Origin of the sequence: Rhodococcus sp. WS1 (genome assembly GCF_003797745.1) — a bacterium.
Lineage (GTDB): Bacteria > Actinomycetota > Actinomycetes > Mycobacteriales > Mycobacteriaceae > Rhodococcus_F > Rhodococcus_F erythropolis.
Map to the genome: position 1 here is coordinate 1,880,605 of NZ_RKLZ01000002.1, position 17,824 is coordinate 1,898,428.

Below are 17,824 nucleotides of genomic sequence, written 5' to 3' on the forward strand. Positions count from 1 at the left end.
TTCCCGTAGTAGTCACAGAAGGTCATTGAGGGCGAGGGCATGGCGAGGCACACAGGTCGGCTCGAACTTACGTGGACGGACAAGGACCGGGCGCTCCTTTCGACCGGTGATGGGAAGTACGACTACACCTTCACTGACCATGACGACCCCCGCGTCCGCGAAGTGCGACTCCTACGCGAGGTCGACCGGATCGAAGCCCCCACGCCGGCGGATCGACCCAATGACCTTCCCGAGCCAACCGTGGACAACCTCTTGATCACGGGCGATGCCATGCATGCTCTCGATGCGCTAGCGAAGACACCTGAGTGGGCGGCGAAGTATCGGGGCAAGGTCAAGCTCGTCTACATCGACCCGCCCTTCAACACCGGCCAGGCGTTTACTCAGTACGAGGACAACATCGAGCATTCGATCTGGCTCACCATGCTCCGAGACCGGCTGCGGCAGATCAAGCCTCTGCTCTCGAAGGACGGGTCGGTGTGGGTGCATCTCGACCACGTTGAGGTGCACCGCTGCCGGTCCGTGATGGACGAGATTCTCGGTTCGGATAACTTTGCTGCAGAAGTGGCGTGGCAGAAGGCTGACTCGACTCGGAACGATGCAAAGACGCTGTCGGTGGACCACGACACGCTGCTCGTCTATCGGGCGTCTCCCGAGTGGAGCCCCAACCGCCTTCCGAGAACCGCTGAGTCCGACGCGCGATTCTCCTCGCCAGACCGAGACCCGCAGCCGTGGTTCGACGACAACCCCACCGCCCCAGGGGCCAAGACCCACCAAGGCATGGTCTACGCCATCGAGCACCCGATGACGGGCGAGCGTGTCTACCCCGCTCGTGGTCGTTGTTGGTGGACTCAACAGTCTCAGATCCTCGAGATCATGAACGAGTACGCGCCGTATGAACTTCGCGACTTGGGCGACGTTCACAAGCGCGCTGAACTGTGTGGCGTCAAGCCCGACGACGTTCGGCAGAACGTAATGGCGGTAGCGCTGACCGTCCCACTCGCAGAAGCTCGCGTCCGCGCGCGCGAACGGTACGACCAGGGGGAGTGGCCGCAGATCCTGCTCCGCTCAGGCGGTGAAGGCGGATTGGGCCGTAAGGCCTACGTGCCGAACAAGGGCCTTGTCGCCTCCACCTGGTGGACCAACGACCTAGTCGGCCACAACCGCGAGGCCAAGGCCGAAGTCAAGGCGATCTTCCCGAACCTGAACGCCTTCGCCACCCCGAAGCCTGAACGACTCTTGGAACGCGTCATTCAGATCGGGAGCGATCCGGGCGACATCGTGTTGGATTGCTTCGCCGGCTCCGGGACTACAGCCGCGGTAGCCCACAAGATGGGGCGCCGCTGGGTCACTAGTGAGTTGATCGCCGACACCGTCGAGGCGTTCACCAAGCCCCGGCTGATTCGGATGCTCAAGGGAGACGACCCTGGAGGCGTGACGACCTCATCCGTGCGCGTAGCAGCGAACGGGGTCTCACTCCCGCTGGATGTAGACCCCAAAGCTGCACAGCAATTCCAGACAACCCTCGGGCGCGTACTCGGCAACCCTCCCGCAGAAGGCGATGATCTTGAAGCGCCGCCGCTGACGCTTAACGCCGCGAAGGTGTTGGCCGGTGCTGTTCGGGATGCTCAGAAGCGAGGCGAACTCAGTCTCGGCGCTGACGACACCGCGACCTTGCTTGCTCTTCTGGGGCAGGTTGGCAAAAACGGGGCGTTGTCGGAGGTCGACGTCACCAAATCGGTCAAGACCGAGCTGAACAGGAGGACTCGCACGCGAGACGCGGTCACAGTTAAGTGGCACGGCGGTGGCGGGTTCACCCACCTCGAGGTAGCTCCGTCGATGTATGAGGTGGACGACGAAGACGGTGATGTCTACCTGTCCCCGGAAGCAATCAACGGAATGTGGTCGCGGTCGGTAGCGGCACAGTTGAAGTTCACGTTCACGCCCGACCACCCGGTGTTCTGCGGCGTCCGAGGTCGTCAGAGGCTTGCGGTAGTGGACGGTGTCGCAGACGAGATCGTAGTACACACGGTGGTCGAGCAGCTCGGCGTCAAGGAAAAAGCTGTGGTGGTAGCGAAGGTTGTGCTCCCAGAAGCGCAGACGCTGCTGACGGAGCTGTCCCCCGGGTCACGCCTGAGGAAGGCGCCGCGGGACCTGTTCCCGAAGAGGACGGTGAAGTGACTATGTCCGTCGACATCGTCTTCGATGAACTCCTGATCAACGAGATCGCCGCTCGGTTTGATCTGCGAGATCCCAACAGACGCGCGCTGGAGGCAGTCATTAAGGCTGTCGGTATTGCCACCCCCGCGGAGGGCTTCCCGGAGCTGGTAACCGACCTCGCCACCGGTGTTGGCAAGACCTACCTGATGTCTTCGCTGGTCGACTACGCCGCCGCGCAGGGAGTTCGGCACGTGCTGGTGGTGACGCCGGGGAGCGTCATCCAGAACAAGACCCTGGACAATTTTGACGCGGCGTCGGCGAAGTACGTGGCCGGTGCCGACCACGAGCCCATCGTTATCACTCCCGACAATTTCAGAGCGGGCGCTGTTGGCGCGGCGTTACGCGACCCGGACGCCTTGAAGGTGTTCGTGTTCAACGTCCAGCAGTTGATTCGGCCCTCGGACAAGGTCTCCCGCAAGGTCCGCGACACCGACGAGAACCTCGGCGATGACCTGTACTCCTATCTGGAGCAAGCCGACGACCTGCTAGTGATCGCTGATGAGCACCACATCTACCACGAGAAGGCCACGGCGTTCTCGGCGGCGATTCGAGAGTTGAACCCGCTGGCGCTGATCGGTCTGACCGCGACACCTTCCAAGTCGGATCTGGGCAAGGTGATTTTTCAGTACACGCTCGGGGAGGCGATCGCGGACGGTCACGTGAAGACCCCCGTGATCGTGTACCGAAAAGATGGGACTAAGGACGAGCGCACTCAGCTGGCTGATGCATGCCACCTGCTCCGGAAGAAGGAGACCGCGTACCGGCAGTTTCTCCTTACCCGGCCAGATCTACCCCAGATCAAGCCAGTGCTCTTCGTCGTATGCTCCTCGATTGACCACGCGACGGAGGTCGGACAGACACTCGCCCAGGACGGATTCATCGGGGATCCCGCTGCGGTCTTGGAGATCACGTCCCAGTCCTCCGACGAGGCTCTTGCCGCCCTCGCTGCTTGTGAAGCGCCGGAGTCACCCATCCGGGCGATCGTCAGTGTCAACATGCTCCGCGAAGGGTGGGACGTCCGCAATATCGCAGTGATCGTCGCGCTGCGGCGGTTGGCGTCGCAAGGACTGACCGAGCAGATTCTAGGCCGAGGTCTCCGGTTGCCGTTCGGAGTTCTCACGCAGGTGGCCATGGTCGATCAGGTTGACCTGGTAGCGCACGACTCGTACCAGCAGCTGTTGGCGCAGAAAGATGCGCTTCGTGAGCGCATCGAGATCGCCCCCTCACAGGTCGACGTCGATGAGCAAGGCGCGGCGATGACTGCTGGCGACCTTGCAGTGCCCGACCCAGAGCTACCAACCAGCCCGACGAACCTGGGCGGGACGGGGCTCGAAGGCCAAGCAGATCCCGATGAGGACGTCCTAGAGCCGGGCACCGGCGTTCAGCCACTCACGTTCATCGATACGGACGGCGGCGAAGATTCTGAGCCGACTCTCTTCACCCAAGAGACCGATGACAGGATCGCCGAGCCCGCACCCCAGCCGATGGGACGAGTCGGGAACGCGCCACAGATTCTGTTCCCGAGACGCGTCGCCCGAATGACGGTGGCGTCGTTCAGCCTCTCAGACATTCCGGATGGGGATGCGCAGGCTGCTGGTGCTCGGTTCATCACTGAGATCCCGACCTTCCTTGCCAAAGACGCATTGATCGCAACCCGCGACGACCACGACGACATCACCATCAAGGTCGCGCCGCAGAAGAACGTCGAGGCCCAGCAGATGTACCTCGGGATCGACACGATCCGCGAGGACCTGACCGCAGCGATCTTCCGTCAGGTTGAGGAATCGGCTTCGGAGAAGCGCGCGGCGCGGCGGATCACCAATGCCTTCCTGAAGGGCGCTGGTGTCGTTACGGGGAACGAGACCGCCGAATGGGGTGAGAACCGTCGTCAGCAGGCGATCGGAGGCATGACCCGCCTCATCAAAGATGCCTACAGTAAGCGCCTTCGTCAGATGGTCTACGACCTTGAACCCGTCACACTGCCGATCGAGCCGGTGATCATCGACGCGGCGCGCGATGCCTACAGCGACAAGTTCGTCAAGCACGTCCAATTCATTGGCTGGCAGCGCAACATCATGCCCGTAGCAACCTTCGACGCCGGGTCGACTGAGTGGAAGATCGCCCATTTGCTCGACCGCGACGACGACATCGCATGGTGGCTGCGGTTATACACGAACGGCCCTGCCTTCATTCCGACGAGTCGAGATGGCAGCTATTTCCCGGACTTCATCGCGCTCGACACTGCGGGGGTCTACTGGTTGATCGAAGGCAAATCCGACAAGAATGCTCTCGACGCCGACGTTCTCCGGAAACGGGAAGCCGCCGAGAACTGGGCGCGCTTCGTCCGGGATAAGGGCGAGTTCGGAGACTGGCACTACGTGTTCGCCACCGAGTCGCACATCAAGCACGCGGGTTCGTGGACAGCGCTGAAGGTAGCGACTGAACCTGAGTAGAGAAACGCGCTGCAGCTTGGCTTGAACCCCGGAGCCGAACCGATCGCCGGTGGCGGACTACGCGGCGTCAGCCGGCGGACCGCTCCGTCTTCCGTCTCCGCGTGCGATCGTGCCGCCGGGCACCGCCTCGGACGCCGTGTGCCGGCCGTGCAGCGCATCGGACTCGGGGTTGCCAGCAGCGCTGACCGTCTGCGCCTGCTCGCGGTCTTTGCCCGCGCCACCCGGCCCGCCCATGCCGCCCATCGGCATCATCGGCATGCCGCCAGCGCCCATCGGTCGCGTACCCGTCGCGCTGGCCGGAGCCGCACCGCCTGCGCTGGTGCCCGTGGCGCCTGACGTCTTGGTCTCCGGGCCGACCGAGAACGCCGACCGAGGCTCACCCGAGCGACCCGACACGTCGCTGCCCGTGTTCAGGCCGGTCGAGGAGGTACCGGAGGTCACAGGCTGTGCATTCGCCGTGGCACTGGCACTGAGACCCGTGGCCGACGGAGTCGACGGCGCCGCGGGGGAGGACGGCGTCACTGCGGCGGGAGCGCTGGTAGTCGGCGCCGAGCCTCCGCCGAGCGTGAGCGGCGTGCCGATGAGACCGGTGAGGTCGGCGGTATCGAGCACGCCGTCCTCGCCCAACAGCTTGTCGAGCGGGTTCGTCTTGTCCTTCTCCGGCTGCTGGGTCTGCTGCGGGGTGGTCGCGGGAGTGGACGCGGCGGGCTGCGCCTGCTGCTGCCCCTGCTGCGACTGGGGCTGCTGCTTAGAGGCGAGCTGGGTGAGCAGCGACGAGAGGTCATCGCCGCCGCTGGTCTTGGTCTCGGCGGGCTTCGCCGCCGCGGGAGTGGCGGCGGGGGTGTTGCTGGGCTTCGGTGTGCCGGTACCGGTGCTGGTCTTGCTCGGGTCGCTGCGCTTGCCGTTCTCGCCGCTCGGTCGAGGGGAGCCGGTGCCGGGAGCGGGCGTGCCAGAGTCGGTGCCGCCGGGTACATCGCGCCCGGAAGAGTCCTGCTCGGTACCGCTACCCGTGGTTATCTCCTTGAGCTTCTCCTCGGCCTTCTCCTCGGCCTTGTCGTACGCGGCGTCGGCGGCCTTCCGCTTGTCGTTGAGCTCCTTGAGCTTCTTCGACGCGTTCTCGAGCTCAGTCTTGGCTGCGCTGGTATCGCCACTCGCTGTGGCAGCGTCCTTGAGTTTTTGTCGCGCATCTTGGACGGCCTTGCGTGCGGCGTCGAGTTCGGAGTCCTTGGGCGCGTTGTTGTTCCACGTCTTGGCCGCGTCCTCGCGGATCTTCAGAGCTGCTGCGACGATCGCCAAGTTCGCCGCGGCCTTCTCCGCGATGCCCGCCTGCTTCGTGAGGATCTCGAGCTGCTCGGTGATGGTCTTGCCGGACGCATGCCTATTGAGGTCGGTTACCTGCTTGCGTAGTGCGATGGCCGAGTTGCTCGTCGCAACGGCGGCTGCATGAACCGCCGCCTGTCCGAGATTCTCCGGGCGATGCTCTCCTGAGGGTGCCATGCGCTCCAGGATGCCAGCTCTACCAGCGAAAACGGGCCCGAGACGCCTTACTGGCCGGTGCCGAGAGCGACGGTGGCGTGCAGCCGGTCGAGTACGGTGCTGATGAAGGTCGCCATGCCGGCGTTGCCGTCAACGCCGCGGTGGATACCGATGAGGATCGCCGACCCGGAGGGGCGACCACGAAGACCGGCGCGCCGGAGTCGTTGCCCTGCGTGACGGCCTCAGTACGGATGTTGTAGCCGTCGGCGCTGATTAAGCGGCTGCATACGACACCCGAGCGGGCGCCGTTGATGCAGACGGGGTCTCCCGGCTGGACGAGGTTCGGCACGTCCGCCTTGGCCATGATCCCGGCGACGGGCCATCGACCGGCGATGCGGCTGGCGTCGGCAGCGGCGGGGGCCCAGGTGATCGCGGAGTCGTTGGCCGCGTCGTCGTCAACGGCGGACTCCACGTTGCCCATCAGTGCCTGCGGGCCGAGAGCGTCGCTGGTCTGCGAGAGGTACGCCGGGGTGGAGGCCTTCCCTGATGTGCAGTGCCCAGCTGTGATGAAGCCACTGCGGCCGTCGCTGCTGCGTACAGCGGGTCCGAGGGTGCAGACTCGTGACTGCTTGCCGATGTTGCGGTAGCCGAACCCGATGCCGGGCTTGGCGTCCGTGCCGTACTGCATGCCTTGTGTATCCCGTGGCAGAACCGGCGCTTGATCCTGCACGTTCACCCACCGGATGGGCTCCGTCGCCGGGCTGGATGAGATGGCCACCGCGCTGGACTGAACAGCGACCGGAGCGCCTCCCGTCGCCGTCGAGCACGCCGAGAGGGCCACCGCGGCGGCGATGCCGGCGGCGGCTGCTCCGAGTCGCGTCTTCCTGCTCATGCGTTCGATCATCCCAGAAGGTGCCGAACGAACTGCCCATCGCGGTGTCACGTCCCCTGTCCGGATGACTTGAGCGGGAGTCGGATTCATCAACGGTCTTGCTCCTCGTCGTCCCACTGCTCGCCGTCATCGTGGTTCTCGTCGTCGTACACGGGGCCGGTCATGCTCCCACTCCATCGCGGTGCGCGGCGATGTAGGCGGGATCGGATGCGGCCACCGCGGCTGCCATGACGTCCCGAGCCATCCGCAGCGCCGTCACGGCCTTGCGGTACTCGTCGGCGGACGGGTCGAGCTCCTGCAACTCGGCGAGTAGTGTGCGCACCTCATGCAGCAGTTCGGGCGGCGTGTCCTCGGGGGCGGGTTCGATCACCTGGTTCATGGCGCGATCGTGTACCCGCCGAGTGCATCAGGGAGGTGCGCGGCGCGGGTAGCTGCTCTCAGCTCGGGGTCGGCTCCGGCAACAGCACCACCGTGTTGCCGATCGCGTCGTGGCACCACCAACCGGCGCCGTCGCGCGTCCGCTCAGGTAACGCATAGGCCTTGTCCATCAGTCGATGCACCGCCGCGTCCATGTCCGGGCCACGGAACTCCAACCTGGTCGTGGTGTGCGGCCGTGATCCCATCGGGTACAGCTCCATCACCAGTTCATCGGCCGAGGTGATGGACGAATGCCCGGGACCGTCGCCGTGCTTCTCGGCCACGGGTTCGGCGGCGAGGATCGCGCCGCAGAACTCCGCGGCGCGGTCGAGGGCCGGTTCCGGAACGTACAGGACGATCAGGCTCAGCTTCAACAGTCGCTCGGGTTGAGGCAGGAGCCATCGGCGGAATCGACGTGGTCGCGACGGTCGCAGTCACACAGTTCGGTGGGCGGAGTCTCGGTCATGCCAGCAGGGTAGGCCCGGGCTACGACATCGATCGAGCGGTTTTCCGGCAAGGAACCAGCCCCTTCACCGAGCTGCAGCCGGCCTCGAACTCCCAGCTCAACCCGTCGCCGAGCAACCGACGAGAATTGCGCCCCGACCCGCGTTTCCCCAGCCATCGCCGCCGTTTCCCCAGCCCGAATCCCCCTCTCCGCCCACCTCTGCACAGTCACTCGCGATGGATGCGCGCGAGGCTACGAGAATTTAGATTCCCGCACATGGCTGCGTGGTGACCTGGGGAAACGATGTGGGAAGGCTAGGGATTCTCGTTGGTCGCGGGTGGTTGTCCAGGGGCCGGTACCCGCGCCGCGCACCGCCTCTGCGGGGGTGTCGGACCTACGTTGCCGCCCATGGTGCTTCCCGCAGTCACACCCGGCGCCGAAGTGCCGGACCTCCCCGTCGACGTGGTGGAACGGATCCGAGTGGCCACCATCGATAGCCAGTCGGAGGGGACCCGCCGCGCGTACAGCTCGGCCTGGCGACGGTTCGAGGATTGGTGCCGGCGCAACGAGTACTCGGCCCTTCCCTCCCACCCTACTGTGATCGCCGCCTACCTTGTCGACGCCGCCGAGACAGTCGCCGAGAACGGGGAGAGGGCGTACGCCACCGTGACGCTCAGCAAGTGGACCGCTGCGGTCTACGACCGGCACCGCCGCGCGGGGGTCACGCCCAACCCGGCGGTACATGAACTGGTGCGCCAGAACGCATCTGGGATCAGGCGGCAGTACGCCTCCCGCGGTGACAGACCACGAATGCCCCGCACCCCTCTGCTCACCGACGACGTGCTGCTGCTGGTCTCCACGGCGAGGGAGCAAGCCACCGACTGGGTCAGCGAGGTTTACGAGCGACGTGACAGTGCGCTGCTCCTGATGGGTTTCGCCGGCGCGTTCCGTCGCAGCGAGCTCAGCGGGCTCACCGGCGCCGATGTGGAACTGCACGCGGCGGATGGGGTGCACGTACATCTGCGGAAGAGCAAGACGGACCAGCTCGGTGAGGGCGGGGTGGACCCCCTGCCACGAACGAAAGACGCATTGCGCTGCCCCGGATGTGCCTTTGTGCGCTGGGCTGCAACGGTTTCCGCGTTCGACAGCGGAGGCAGAGACGCGGTGATCCGACTGATCGCCGATGCCGCTCCGTTCGGCAGTCGGCACACGTGCCGTTCGCGCGCACCGAAGCTCGACCCCCGAGCGCCGCTGTTCCGGTCCTGCCGCAACGGGATGCTGTCCGCCACTCCTCTGTCAGGCGCGGGTATTCATGCGGTCATCCGGCGGCGTGCGTCGAGGGCCGGATTCGAACCGGAAGCGGTCGAGCGTCTCGGCGGGCATTCGTTGCGGGCGGGGTTCGTGACGCAGGCCGCGCGGGCCGGTGCGGATCATCACTCGATCATGCGGCAGACCGGTCACCGCACGCCGGCGATGGTCACCCGCTACGTCCGCGAGTCCGCACCGCTCATCGGGAACGCGGTGACCACGTTGGGGCTGTGAGGCCCTGCGTCGTCATGTCGCCGTCTCCGCAACGATCAAGACCAGGTGCCGTTCCGCTGGTGTCGGCACGGCGTCGCCTGCGGAGGCAATCACCACCGGCGCGTCGAAGAGCAAACTCATGAATTCGGCCAGCGCGGCAATGTCGGTGACGCTGGCGCGGATGACGGGACTGGTTGCGACAGTGTTGCTCATGTCCGCATGGTGCCACCTCGAAGCGACGGAAACTGGAGCTGCTGAAGCCCATTCGACACGATCCTGCATCGCTTCTCCATGCTCATGCATCAGCCCGCGACGAGGCCGCAGGTCCCTGCGCTGTTGCCGGCTTCGATGCAAATGAACCGGACCCAGCAACGGGAAACCGGCTCGCACGGTGTCAGCGGAGGCGTCCACACTGACGGCCATGACGGAGAACGACAACGGCCACGGCTGGCCTCCGATCGATCCCAGCGATGGGTGGGCGGACATTCTCACCGAACTCCGCGCCGACCTGGAGCGAATCGATCCGTACCTCGTCGTGCGGCAGGTGAAGCAGAAGTTCGGCGTACTCGACGTGAGGGCTGAGGCGAGTGCCCCGGAGCTGGCCGACGCGGTACGGGAGCGGATCGCCGCCCCGAGGCCGAGTCTGCCCGGACCTGCGAACGCTGCGGGGCGCCAGGTCAGCTGCACCAGCGCGCAACGGCTGCGTGCGGGTCGAGTGCGACGTGCATTCCCAGCCCGCGCACCGCTGGCCGGCGTGCCCCTGGCCGGGATGGGCGGCGCTGTACGCGCGGCTGATCCGCAACTTGGTGAACATCGACGAGGATCTGGTCGTCGAGTGCGTCGACGTCCGCGACGGGGAGCTGCACGTGGAGGTCCGCGGCTCAGGTACCGATCGGCACAACGCGGCGATGGCGTTGGTAGCCGACGCCGAGGACGCGAGTCTGTGCACCTGCGTCGTCTGTGGCGCCGATGCCGAAATCCCCGACGGACCAATCCCCGCGCTGTGCGAGGAGCACCTCTGATGCCGACTTCGAAGGATCGTGACCGGCGTGCTGCTGATCTTCGCGAGCGCGCAGCCCTCGTGCGCCGTGACGGTTGGGCTCCGTACATGTCAACCTGGAGCGCAGGCGAAGTCGCAGGAGTCCGTGCCGTGCTCGGTGTACCCGGAGCACTCACCGAAGCAGTCGAGGTCTGGGCCCCCACGCTATGGGGAATCGGTGCAGCCGAGGCTGACGCTCGCACCGGCTACATGTCCACTCGCCGCTGGTTCGCGGCGTTGCAGGGGCACTCCGCGCTCGACGTGCTCCACAACGCCGCGGAGAAGGTGGCCTCCCGCAGCAAGTTCCGCAGTCTGGACGAGGTGCGAGCACGGATTGAGGGAGGCCGATGAAGTACGACCCGGACACCGAGACCGTCGAGCTGACCGATCGGAACATCAACGCGCTCATGGACAAACTCGACGACCCGCTGTCCGCGCGCACTCTGATCTCTCCGTGTGAAGGTGTCATGGTGCGCGCCACCGAGGACGGCGAGCGCAACTCCCAGAACACCCGCGAGGGCATAATTGTCGTCACCCGCAGCGAGCTCGCCCGTCTCCTCGACGGTGAGACGGTCACGGTGGGCGACACCGCCGTGGTTCCGGTTTCCCGACGCCGCGCACTACTCCAACCGCTCCTCTGGGATCGTCGTCATGCCGAGCAGCGGTGAGGTGACCGAACCAGAGATGGCGCACTGGCGGCTGCAGCACATCTGCGAGGTGTGCGGCCGCGATGAGATCCTCACCCCCACCGAGGCCTACGCCGCCGGGTGGGACTACCCGCCACGGACGGGGCAGTTTGGCGTGATCAGCCCTCGCACGTGCCCTGACTGCCCAATGGCGAACACGGTCTGGGCGGCGCTCACGCTGGAGCAGCGCAGCCGCGCGGACCTCAGTGAGGCGCAGCTCGATGTCGTCGCCCGCATCCTCGCGGAACCGATGTCGATCATGGTGGATGGGCAGGACGCATCCGAACCGGAACGCGTCCGGATCAGCGCGCCCACCATGCATGAGCTGAAGCCGCGGATGGTCGAGTTGCTGTTTGACGGCTGGCGCATGACGCGGATGGACAAGCCGGTCATGGAGGGCAACGGCATCGACGTCGTCGTCTGGTTCGAGCGGGAGGCCCGATGAGCACCCCGCCCTGCAACGGCTACGGCTACGGCTACGTACCGATTACCGACGTCGCGGCGTGGCTGGCGGAACACGGCGAGCACACGTCGCTCCGCGCACTCGGCGAGCTGCTGGTGGGTGTGACCTCCGCGGAGCCGCGCGCCGAGACAGCCGAGCGGTTCACCTGCGCCACCTCGACGCCACCAGTTCGACGGAGCTGATCGACGAGGAACTCGCGCTCAACGCCGTGACCGCCGCCCTCGCCCTCGCGGAACTGATCGCCGCGCACATCGCCGAGGTGGGTCCCGGCGAGCACAGCACCCCGTCGAGTTACACGCAGGCCGAGATCGCGCCCGGCGAACACCTCCGGCATCCGCAGACTCTGCGGGCGGCCTTTCCAATCGGCACTGCGTCCCCGGAGGCGCCGGTGGTGATCTAGATGGAGACTCGCGCCAGCAGCATCCACGACCCGGCCGTCACCGTGCACACGACGCGGCAGTACCAGCTCGCGGCGCAGGCGGTACTGGACCGACTGATGGCCCGCGCCGATGAGTTGAACCCATTCCGCGGCAGGGCCGTTCGGGCAACGTTCTGCCGGGGCGTCATGTTCACCGTGATCGATCTACCTCCGCTGAGCCGCACCAACATCGTCGTGCCGCCCGAAGTTTGGGCAGAGGTGGATCTGGGTGCCACCGCGGTGGGGGACCAGCACGAGTTGCTCAACCGCCACGGTCTCGGTTGCCGCCGCGGGGTCCTACTGGTGGGTCCGCCCGGCACCGGCAAGTCAGCTGTCAGCGCGGTGGTGGCGCGGGAGTTGCTCGGCTCTGGCTTCACCGTGATTTACGTGGAGGCGAAGGCCGGCCAACACTTGCTCACCGCAGTGGTCGAGGAAGCGCGGCGACTCGGCGGGGCGATCCTGCTGGTGCTGGAGGACGTGGACCTGTACGTGCGGAACCGCGGCGAGGCGGGAGGAGCTGGCCTCTCGGAACTCCTGCAGGCCAAGGACATTGACCCCGATGCCCGCATCCTCACGCTCGCGAGCACGAACGACGCCGCGACGTTGGACGCCGCTGCGATCCGCACCGGGAGGTTCGACAGCATCGTCACGGTGCCTTTCCCGGACCGACCCGCAGCGGCTCGCATCCTCGCCGCGCTAGTCGACGGCATCCCTAGCGAGGTTGACGCAGCGGCAGTCGCGGCTCGGCTGCCGGAGCAGACCAGCGGCAGCGATCTCCGCGAGATCGTGCGGCGCGCCGTGCTCTCCGGAGACGGCGCGGTGTCCACCACCGGGCTGCTCGCCGAGGTCGGCAGCGGGAGGTACCGGGCGCAGGTGCCGGGACCCGGGCAGTACCTGTGATCGAGCTGGAGCGAGCCCAGCACTCGATGTGACACGACATGACACAGAAGTGACACGCAAGCCGCCGCGCCGGCCGCGACCGAAACAGTGAAAGACCAGGTCACCGGTCCGGGGTACGAACCCGCGACCTGGGACGATGCTCAAGCGCACTACTGAAAAGCGGAAGGTCGCCGGTTCGATCCCGGCCCTGGCCACCATAATTCTTATCGACAAGCTCCAATCTCATGTTCTTCGAACATAAGGTTGGAGCTTTTTCGTGTTCGGATATCAGTCGCCGTCAACCACTCGGCCCGATCATCTCAGTTGTGCGCATCCTTTGACTCCGTGAATGTTTCCGGTCACCGGGAACGTGCTGGGCGTCACTCCACAGAGGACATCACTATTAGCCGATTGCGGCCGATCCGTGGCTGCGTCTACTGGAAGTGAGGTGGAATCTCCGTGTCGCACTCGAGATCTTGGCGCATCGGGAAAGTCAGCCGGGTCGCCGTCGCATTGCTCGGTACCGGGGTTCTGTTGGTGGGCTGCGCGAGCAACGGTGACGACAGCGGAACCGATACGACGAACACGTCGGGGGACGTCGTGACCGGCATGGTCAACGAGCAACCGGACCCAGGCGACGCGGTCGCCGGCGGAACCATGACGTACGGCGTGCAGGTGCTCGTTCCCTCACTCGACCCGACCAAGACGGCAGCGCGCGGCGGTTCCGGCGGTGAGGCCTTCGCTGCGGTGTACGACGTCCTGATGAGTTACGACACTGCGAGCGGCGAGTTCGAGCCCAAGTTGGCTCAATCGCTCGATACCAGCGACGACGGAAGCACGTGGACGTTGAAACTTCGCGACGGTGTGAAGTTCAGCGACGGTTCCGCGCTCGACGCCAACGCCGTGATTGCAAGCATCGATCGGTACAACGCGGGCAAGGGCAATGGCGCCGAGTTGTGGCTGGCTTCGGTGGAATCGGCGCAGGCAAGCGGCCCCACGACGGTCGACTTCAAGCTGAAGACGCCGTGGATGCGCTTTCCGTCGATGCTCGCTCTCGGGCACGGGATGATCGTCGCCCCGAGTTCGCAGCAAGGCGACAAGTTCACCGCGGTGGGTGCCGGACCCTTCACGGAAGATCTCTTCACGCCGAGCGTCGAGCGAATCTTCAAGGCCAACCCGTCCTACTACGGCGGCGCTCCCAAGCTGGACAAACTGCGGATGGTTGCACTTAACGGTCCGCAGGCCAATCTCGAATCATTGAACAGTGGTCAGCTCGATGTTGCCTACATTCGCGGCCTTACTTCGGCGATCAATTCCGCCAAGTCCGCTGGTTACCCCGGTTACATCGACGTGCTCAACGCCGGTAGTGCCGAGATTGTCAACAATCGTGAAGGCCGACCGGGCTCGGATGTTCGCGTTCGCCAGGCTATCGGCTACGCGCTGGACACGACATTGATCGATCAGCGCGTGGAAAACGGTGAGGGACTGCCTGGCTCGGAGTTGTTCGGTCCGACGTCGCAATGGCACGTGGACACACCGGGTATTGCCTACGACCCCGAAAAGGCCAAGGAACTTCTGAATCAGGCGAAGGCAGACGGATACGACGGCACTCTCGACTACGTCGTGCTCAGTGAGCCCAAGGACCACGCGATCGGCCTCGCCGTGCAGTCACTGTTGCAGGCCGTCGGGTTCGAGGTGAACTTGATCTTGGCCAACAACGCCGGCGACATCGTGCAGAACGTCTACGTCAAGCACGATTTCGACCTGGCGCACGCGGGCATCGGAATGTACGAGTCGATTCTCGATCTCGGATTGTTCTCCACGACCAACAGCACCTCGATGGCGAATACTGCTGGATATGCGAACCCGGCGATGGATCAGCTGATCGCAGATCTACAACAAGCCAAGGATAATTCGTCGACCCTGGCGATCATCGGCAAGATTCAGACGCTGTGGAACGAGACGGTTCCGTCGGCGCCGATCGGCGGGCTCACGTCGTTCTGGGCTTGGCAGAAGAACGTGCACGGTGTGGTTCCGACTGCAACCGGCATCATGCTGTTCGATCAGGCATGGATGGGCGCGAAGTAGCGTTCCAGCGCACACCGAGAGCCCCGTCCGACGCGAGTCGGGCGGGGCTCTTTCGTGTCTACGTCGGCTAGCGTTGCGCAACCCTTTCGATCAGGATGATTGTATTGAAATATGTTGTAGGTCAATATGATTCGTCAAGCGCGATTTGACTTGTTCAGCGTCGCCCGCATAGATTGCATCCACCATCCAGAGTGGCTGAGAGACCTGGCTCGATGATGCCGCAGCAACCCGCTACCTAACCGCAGTGTGGGTGCTACCGCCAGGACCGATGGAGGACACATGACTGTATTTGCCGTGGGTATCGAACTGGACGGCGAGGGCACTCACCCCGCTGCCTGGCGCCGAAGCTCACATCGCCCGGATCAGTTGCTCACGGGTAAGGCTGTGCGCGATCGCGTCGCGGCTGCCGAGAATGCGGGCTTCACCTTCGCGACGTTCGACGATTCCATCCTCCCTCCGAGTGGTGACATTGTCGGCCGCATCGATGCCGTCTCCAGGGCGTCATACGTGGCGGCGACGACCAGCACGATCGGACTGGTCCCCGTCGTCGGGACCACGTACGCCGAACCGTTCCACACCTCTTCGCAATTGGCGACATTGGACTACTCCTCGCGTGGGCGTGGCGGCTGGCTTGCTGTTCCGGTCGAAGACGATGCCGCGGCGAGGGCGTGGGGGAGGGCTCCGGTAACGACGGAGTCGGCGCGTCAGCAGGAGCAGCGGGATTCGGTTACCGTCGTGACAGATCTCTGGGATTCGTGGGAGGACGACGCCGTCGTCCGTGACTATCTCAGTGGCCGTTTCCTCGAGCGTGATCGTCTGCATTACGTCAATTTCGAGGGCGACACCTTCTCGGTGAAGGGGCCGTCAATCGTTCCGCGGCCGCCGCAAGGCCAGTTGGTGGTGTTCGGCCGCTACGGCGCCATCGAACCACACCAGGCCGATGTTGTTCTCGTTTCCGGTGATTCGGTGGAGGCCATTGCACAGTCGGCTGCCAAGGCGCGCGATGAGGGCGCGTCATTGGTGGTCGCCGAGGTCGATGTGGCATTCGATACGCCGAATCTGTCTGCGGCGCAGCGGTTGATCGAGCTGAACTCGTACGGGAATGCCGTCGTCACTGGCCGACTGCTCCTGGCTGCAGATCCGGGGGAAGCGGCCGTGGTTCTGAAGGAATTGGCCGGACACCTCGACGGTGTTCATTTCCACCCTCTCGTGATCGACGAGGACCTTCCGGTGCTGGCCAAATTCGTGCTTCCGGCGCTGTCGAAGTCCGGGTTGACGCGACGCCCGGTTCCGGGATCGACTCTGAGGGGCAACCTCGGCCTGCAGCGGCCCGCAAATCGATTCGTCCACTCCTCCTGACTTGACTTCGCGCTAAGGACATTTCGGCTATGACTGCATCACGCTCCGCCGTACCTCGACCCGACGCTCACGTTCACTTCGGCGTCTTCTTCCAAGGGGTTAACCACACCACCATCTGGTCCGATTCCTCGAGCGGATCCCAGATCGACTTCGAGACGTTTCGGCGCTTGGTACTCACCGCCGAGCGAGGTCTGTTCGACGCCTTCTTCCTCGGTGAGGGCCTTCGCCTTCGCGAGCAGAACGGCAAGATTCTCGATCTGGATATCGCCGGCCGCCCCGACGCTATTGCACAGTTGGCCGCCCTCGCCGGTATCACCGACAAGATCGGGTTGGTCGCGACACAGAACACCACGTACAACGAACCGGCCGACCTCGCCCGTCGACTCTCCAGCCTCGATCTACTTTCCGACGGACGGGCCGGCTGGAACGCGGTCACCACTGACAACGCTTGGACGGGAGAGAATTTCCGTCGCGGTGGTTTCCTCGACCACGCCCTGCGTTACGAGCGTGCCGGGCAGTTCATCGAAACCGCGCGGGCACTGTGGGATTCGTGGGCCGACGACGCGATCTCGGACTCTCGCACGTCCGAGAACTGGTCGACTCCGGGAGCCGTGAGCGACGTACGCCGCCAGACTTCGCAGTTCGACATCACCGTGACGCCGACGCTTCCGCGCAGCAGACAGGGACATCCGGTCATCTTTCAAGCGGGCGATTCGCCGACTGGACGCGATTTCGCGGCGACGCACGCCGACGTCATCTTCTCGCGACACGGGACGCATTTCGACGGCGCGCTCGACTTCGCCGACGACATTCGGGCTCGGTTGCGTAGCGTCGGGCGACCGGAGGACGACGTCAAGATCCTGCCCAGCACGCAGATCGTGTTGGCGGAGAACGAGTCCGAGGTCGAGGAGAAGGCGCGGTGGGTCCTCGAAGGTCAGTTCACCGGCCAAACCGCACTGTCCCTCGTCGGATTGGTGTGGGGGAAGGACCTTTCCGACCGAGACCCGGACGGTCCACTACCGGAGGAAGATCCGGTTGCCCGACCGGTGTCCGAGACGCGCGGTTCCGCACGAGACGGCAACGACCCCATTGCGATTGCACGTGAATGGCGGGCTCTCGCCGAGGCAAAGAATCTTTCCCTACGTCAGGTCGCCATCGAGACCTCGCAGCGTTCGGGTTTTGCGGGCACTCCGGGGCAGGTGGCAGATCAGTTGGTCCATTGGGTGCGCAACGGAGCTTCGGACGGCTTCAACATCTCGCCGTACCTGGTGCCGACCGGCCTCGACGAGATCGTGGACTGGTTGATCCCGGAACTGCAGGAGCGTGGGGCGTACCGCACCGAGTACTCCACGTCGACGCTGCGAGAGCACTTGGGGTTGCGACCGCCGCTCACGCGTCGGGCCGCGTCTGAAGCTGCGGGGTAACGGGTCCTGTCCCACACGGTCACAGCGGCGGCCGAATCCACCAAGCT

At 65.0% G+C, this 17,824-nt stretch carries 17 protein-coding genes and 1 riboswitch; of the genes, 12 read left to right on the plus strand and 5 right to left on the minus strand.

From position 1 onward, the window contains the following. Positions 1–39: 39 nt before the first annotated feature. On the plus strand, positions 40–2,178 hold the full coding sequence (locus tag EEB12_RS21570) for a site-specific DNA-methyltransferase (RefSeq protein ID WP_141488471.1): 2,139 nt from the start codon (positions 40–42) through the stop codon (positions 2,176–2,178). Between the two features lie 2 nt (positions 2,179–2,180). Then, positions 2,181–4,670 (plus strand): DEAD/DEAH box helicase, encoded by a 2,490-nt coding sequence (locus tag EEB12_RS21575; RefSeq protein WP_258537205.1) that lies wholly within the window; start codon positions 2,181–2,183, stop codon positions 4,668–4,670. 57 nt (positions 4,671–4,727) lie between these two features. On the opposite strand, the gene EEB12_RS21580 is transcribed toward EEB12_RS21575, so the two are convergent. From EEB12_RS21580 to EEB12_RS21595, 4 genes are all read right to left on the minus strand, one after another. After that, the gene (locus tag EEB12_RS21580) at positions 4,728–6,167 is read right to left on the minus strand and encodes a hypothetical protein (RefSeq protein WP_141488473.1); all 1,440 of its coding nucleotides are present in this window, start codon (positions 6,165–6,167) and stop codon (positions 4,728–4,730) included. Positions 6,168–6,186: 19 nt separating this feature from the next. Further along, a complete protein-coding gene (locus EEB12_RS21585; protein ID WP_141488474.1) occupies positions 6,187–7,038 on the minus strand; it encodes a hypothetical protein in 852 nt (283 codons plus the stop codon). Between the two features lie 160 nt (positions 7,039–7,198). Beyond that, complete coding sequence (locus EEB12_RS21590) at positions 7,199–7,417, minus strand: hypothetical protein (RefSeq protein ID WP_141488475.1); 219 nt, start codon at positions 7,415–7,417, stop codon at positions 7,199–7,201. Positions 7,418–7,475: 58 nt separating this feature from the next. Next, positions 7,476–7,829, minus strand: coding sequence for a hypothetical protein (locus EEB12_RS21595; protein WP_141488476.1), 354 nt, complete (start codon positions 7,827–7,829; stop codon positions 7,476–7,478). A 479-nt stretch (positions 7,830–8,308) separates the two neighbouring features. Here EEB12_RS21595 and EEB12_RS21600 point away from each other — a divergent pair, with 479 nt between their 5' ends. Continuing rightward, complete coding sequence (locus tag EEB12_RS21600) at positions 8,309–9,442, plus strand: site-specific integrase (protein ID WP_141488477.1); 1,134 nt, start codon at positions 8,309–8,311, stop codon at positions 9,440–9,442. A 12-nt stretch (positions 9,443–9,454) separates the two neighbouring features. On the opposite strand, the gene EEB12_RS21605 is transcribed toward EEB12_RS21600, so the two are convergent. Beyond that, on the minus strand, positions 9,455–9,634 hold the full coding sequence (locus EEB12_RS21605) for a hypothetical protein (RefSeq protein ID WP_141488478.1): 180 nt from the start codon (positions 9,632–9,634) through the stop codon (positions 9,455–9,457). Positions 9,635–10,143: 509 nt separating this feature from the next. On the opposite strand from EEB12_RS21605, the gene EEB12_RS21610 reads away from it, so the two are divergent. The 9 genes from EEB12_RS21610 to EEB12_RS21645 all read left to right on the plus strand — a co-directional run bounded on the left by EEB12_RS21610 (position 10,144) and on the right by EEB12_RS21645 (position 17,777). Beyond that, entirely contained in the window at positions 10,144–10,443 is a 300-nt protein-coding gene (locus tag EEB12_RS21610) for a hypothetical protein (protein WP_141488479.1), read from the plus strand. Continuing rightward, entirely contained in the window at positions 10,443–10,811 is a 369-nt protein-coding gene (locus EEB12_RS21615; RefSeq protein WP_181447526.1) for a hypothetical protein, read from the plus strand. Before EEB12_RS21610 ends, EEB12_RS21615 begins: the two co-directional genes overlap by 1 nt. Continuing rightward, the gene (locus EEB12_RS21620; protein ID WP_141488480.1) at positions 10,808–11,128 is read left to right on the plus strand and encodes a hypothetical protein; all 321 of its coding nucleotides are present in this window, start codon (positions 10,808–10,810) and stop codon (positions 11,126–11,128) included. The genes EEB12_RS21615 and EEB12_RS21620 overlap by 4 nt, the downstream gene beginning before the upstream one ends. Position 11,129: 1 nt before the next feature. Then, on the plus strand, positions 11,130–11,591 hold the full coding sequence (locus EEB12_RS31060; RefSeq protein WP_306461755.1) for a hypothetical protein: 462 nt from the start codon (positions 11,130–11,132) through the stop codon (positions 11,589–11,591). Between the two features lie 58 nt (positions 11,592–11,649). Continuing rightward, positions 11,650–12,009, plus strand: coding sequence for a hypothetical protein (locus EEB12_RS30910; protein WP_258537177.1), 360 nt, complete (start codon positions 11,650–11,652; stop codon positions 12,007–12,009). Between the two features lie 174 nt (positions 12,010–12,183). Further along, the gene (locus tag EEB12_RS30915) at positions 12,184–12,927 is read left to right on the plus strand and encodes an AAA family ATPase (RefSeq protein ID WP_258537178.1); all 744 of its coding nucleotides are present in this window, start codon (positions 12,184–12,186) and stop codon (positions 12,925–12,927) included. A 438-nt stretch (positions 12,928–13,365) separates the two neighbouring features. Beyond that, entirely contained in the window at positions 13,366–14,994 is a 1,629-nt protein-coding gene (locus tag EEB12_RS21635) for an ABC transporter substrate-binding protein (protein WP_021345389.1), read from the plus strand. Between the two features lie 179 nt (positions 14,995–15,173). Beyond that, positions 15,174–15,269: riboswitch (SAM riboswitch) on the plus strand. Positions 15,270–15,273: 4 nt separating this feature from the next. Then, on the plus strand, positions 15,274–16,353 hold the full coding sequence (locus tag EEB12_RS21640) for an LLM class flavin-dependent oxidoreductase (protein ID WP_141488481.1): 1,080 nt from the start codon (positions 15,274–15,276) through the stop codon (positions 16,351–16,353). A 29-nt stretch (positions 16,354–16,382) separates the two neighbouring features. Beyond that, positions 16,383–17,777: an NtaA/DmoA family FMN-dependent monooxygenase gene (locus EEB12_RS21645; protein WP_141488482.1), complete on the plus strand. Its 1,395-nt coding sequence runs from the start codon at positions 16,383–16,385 to the stop codon at positions 17,775–17,777. Positions 17,778–17,824 lie beyond the last annotated feature (47 nt).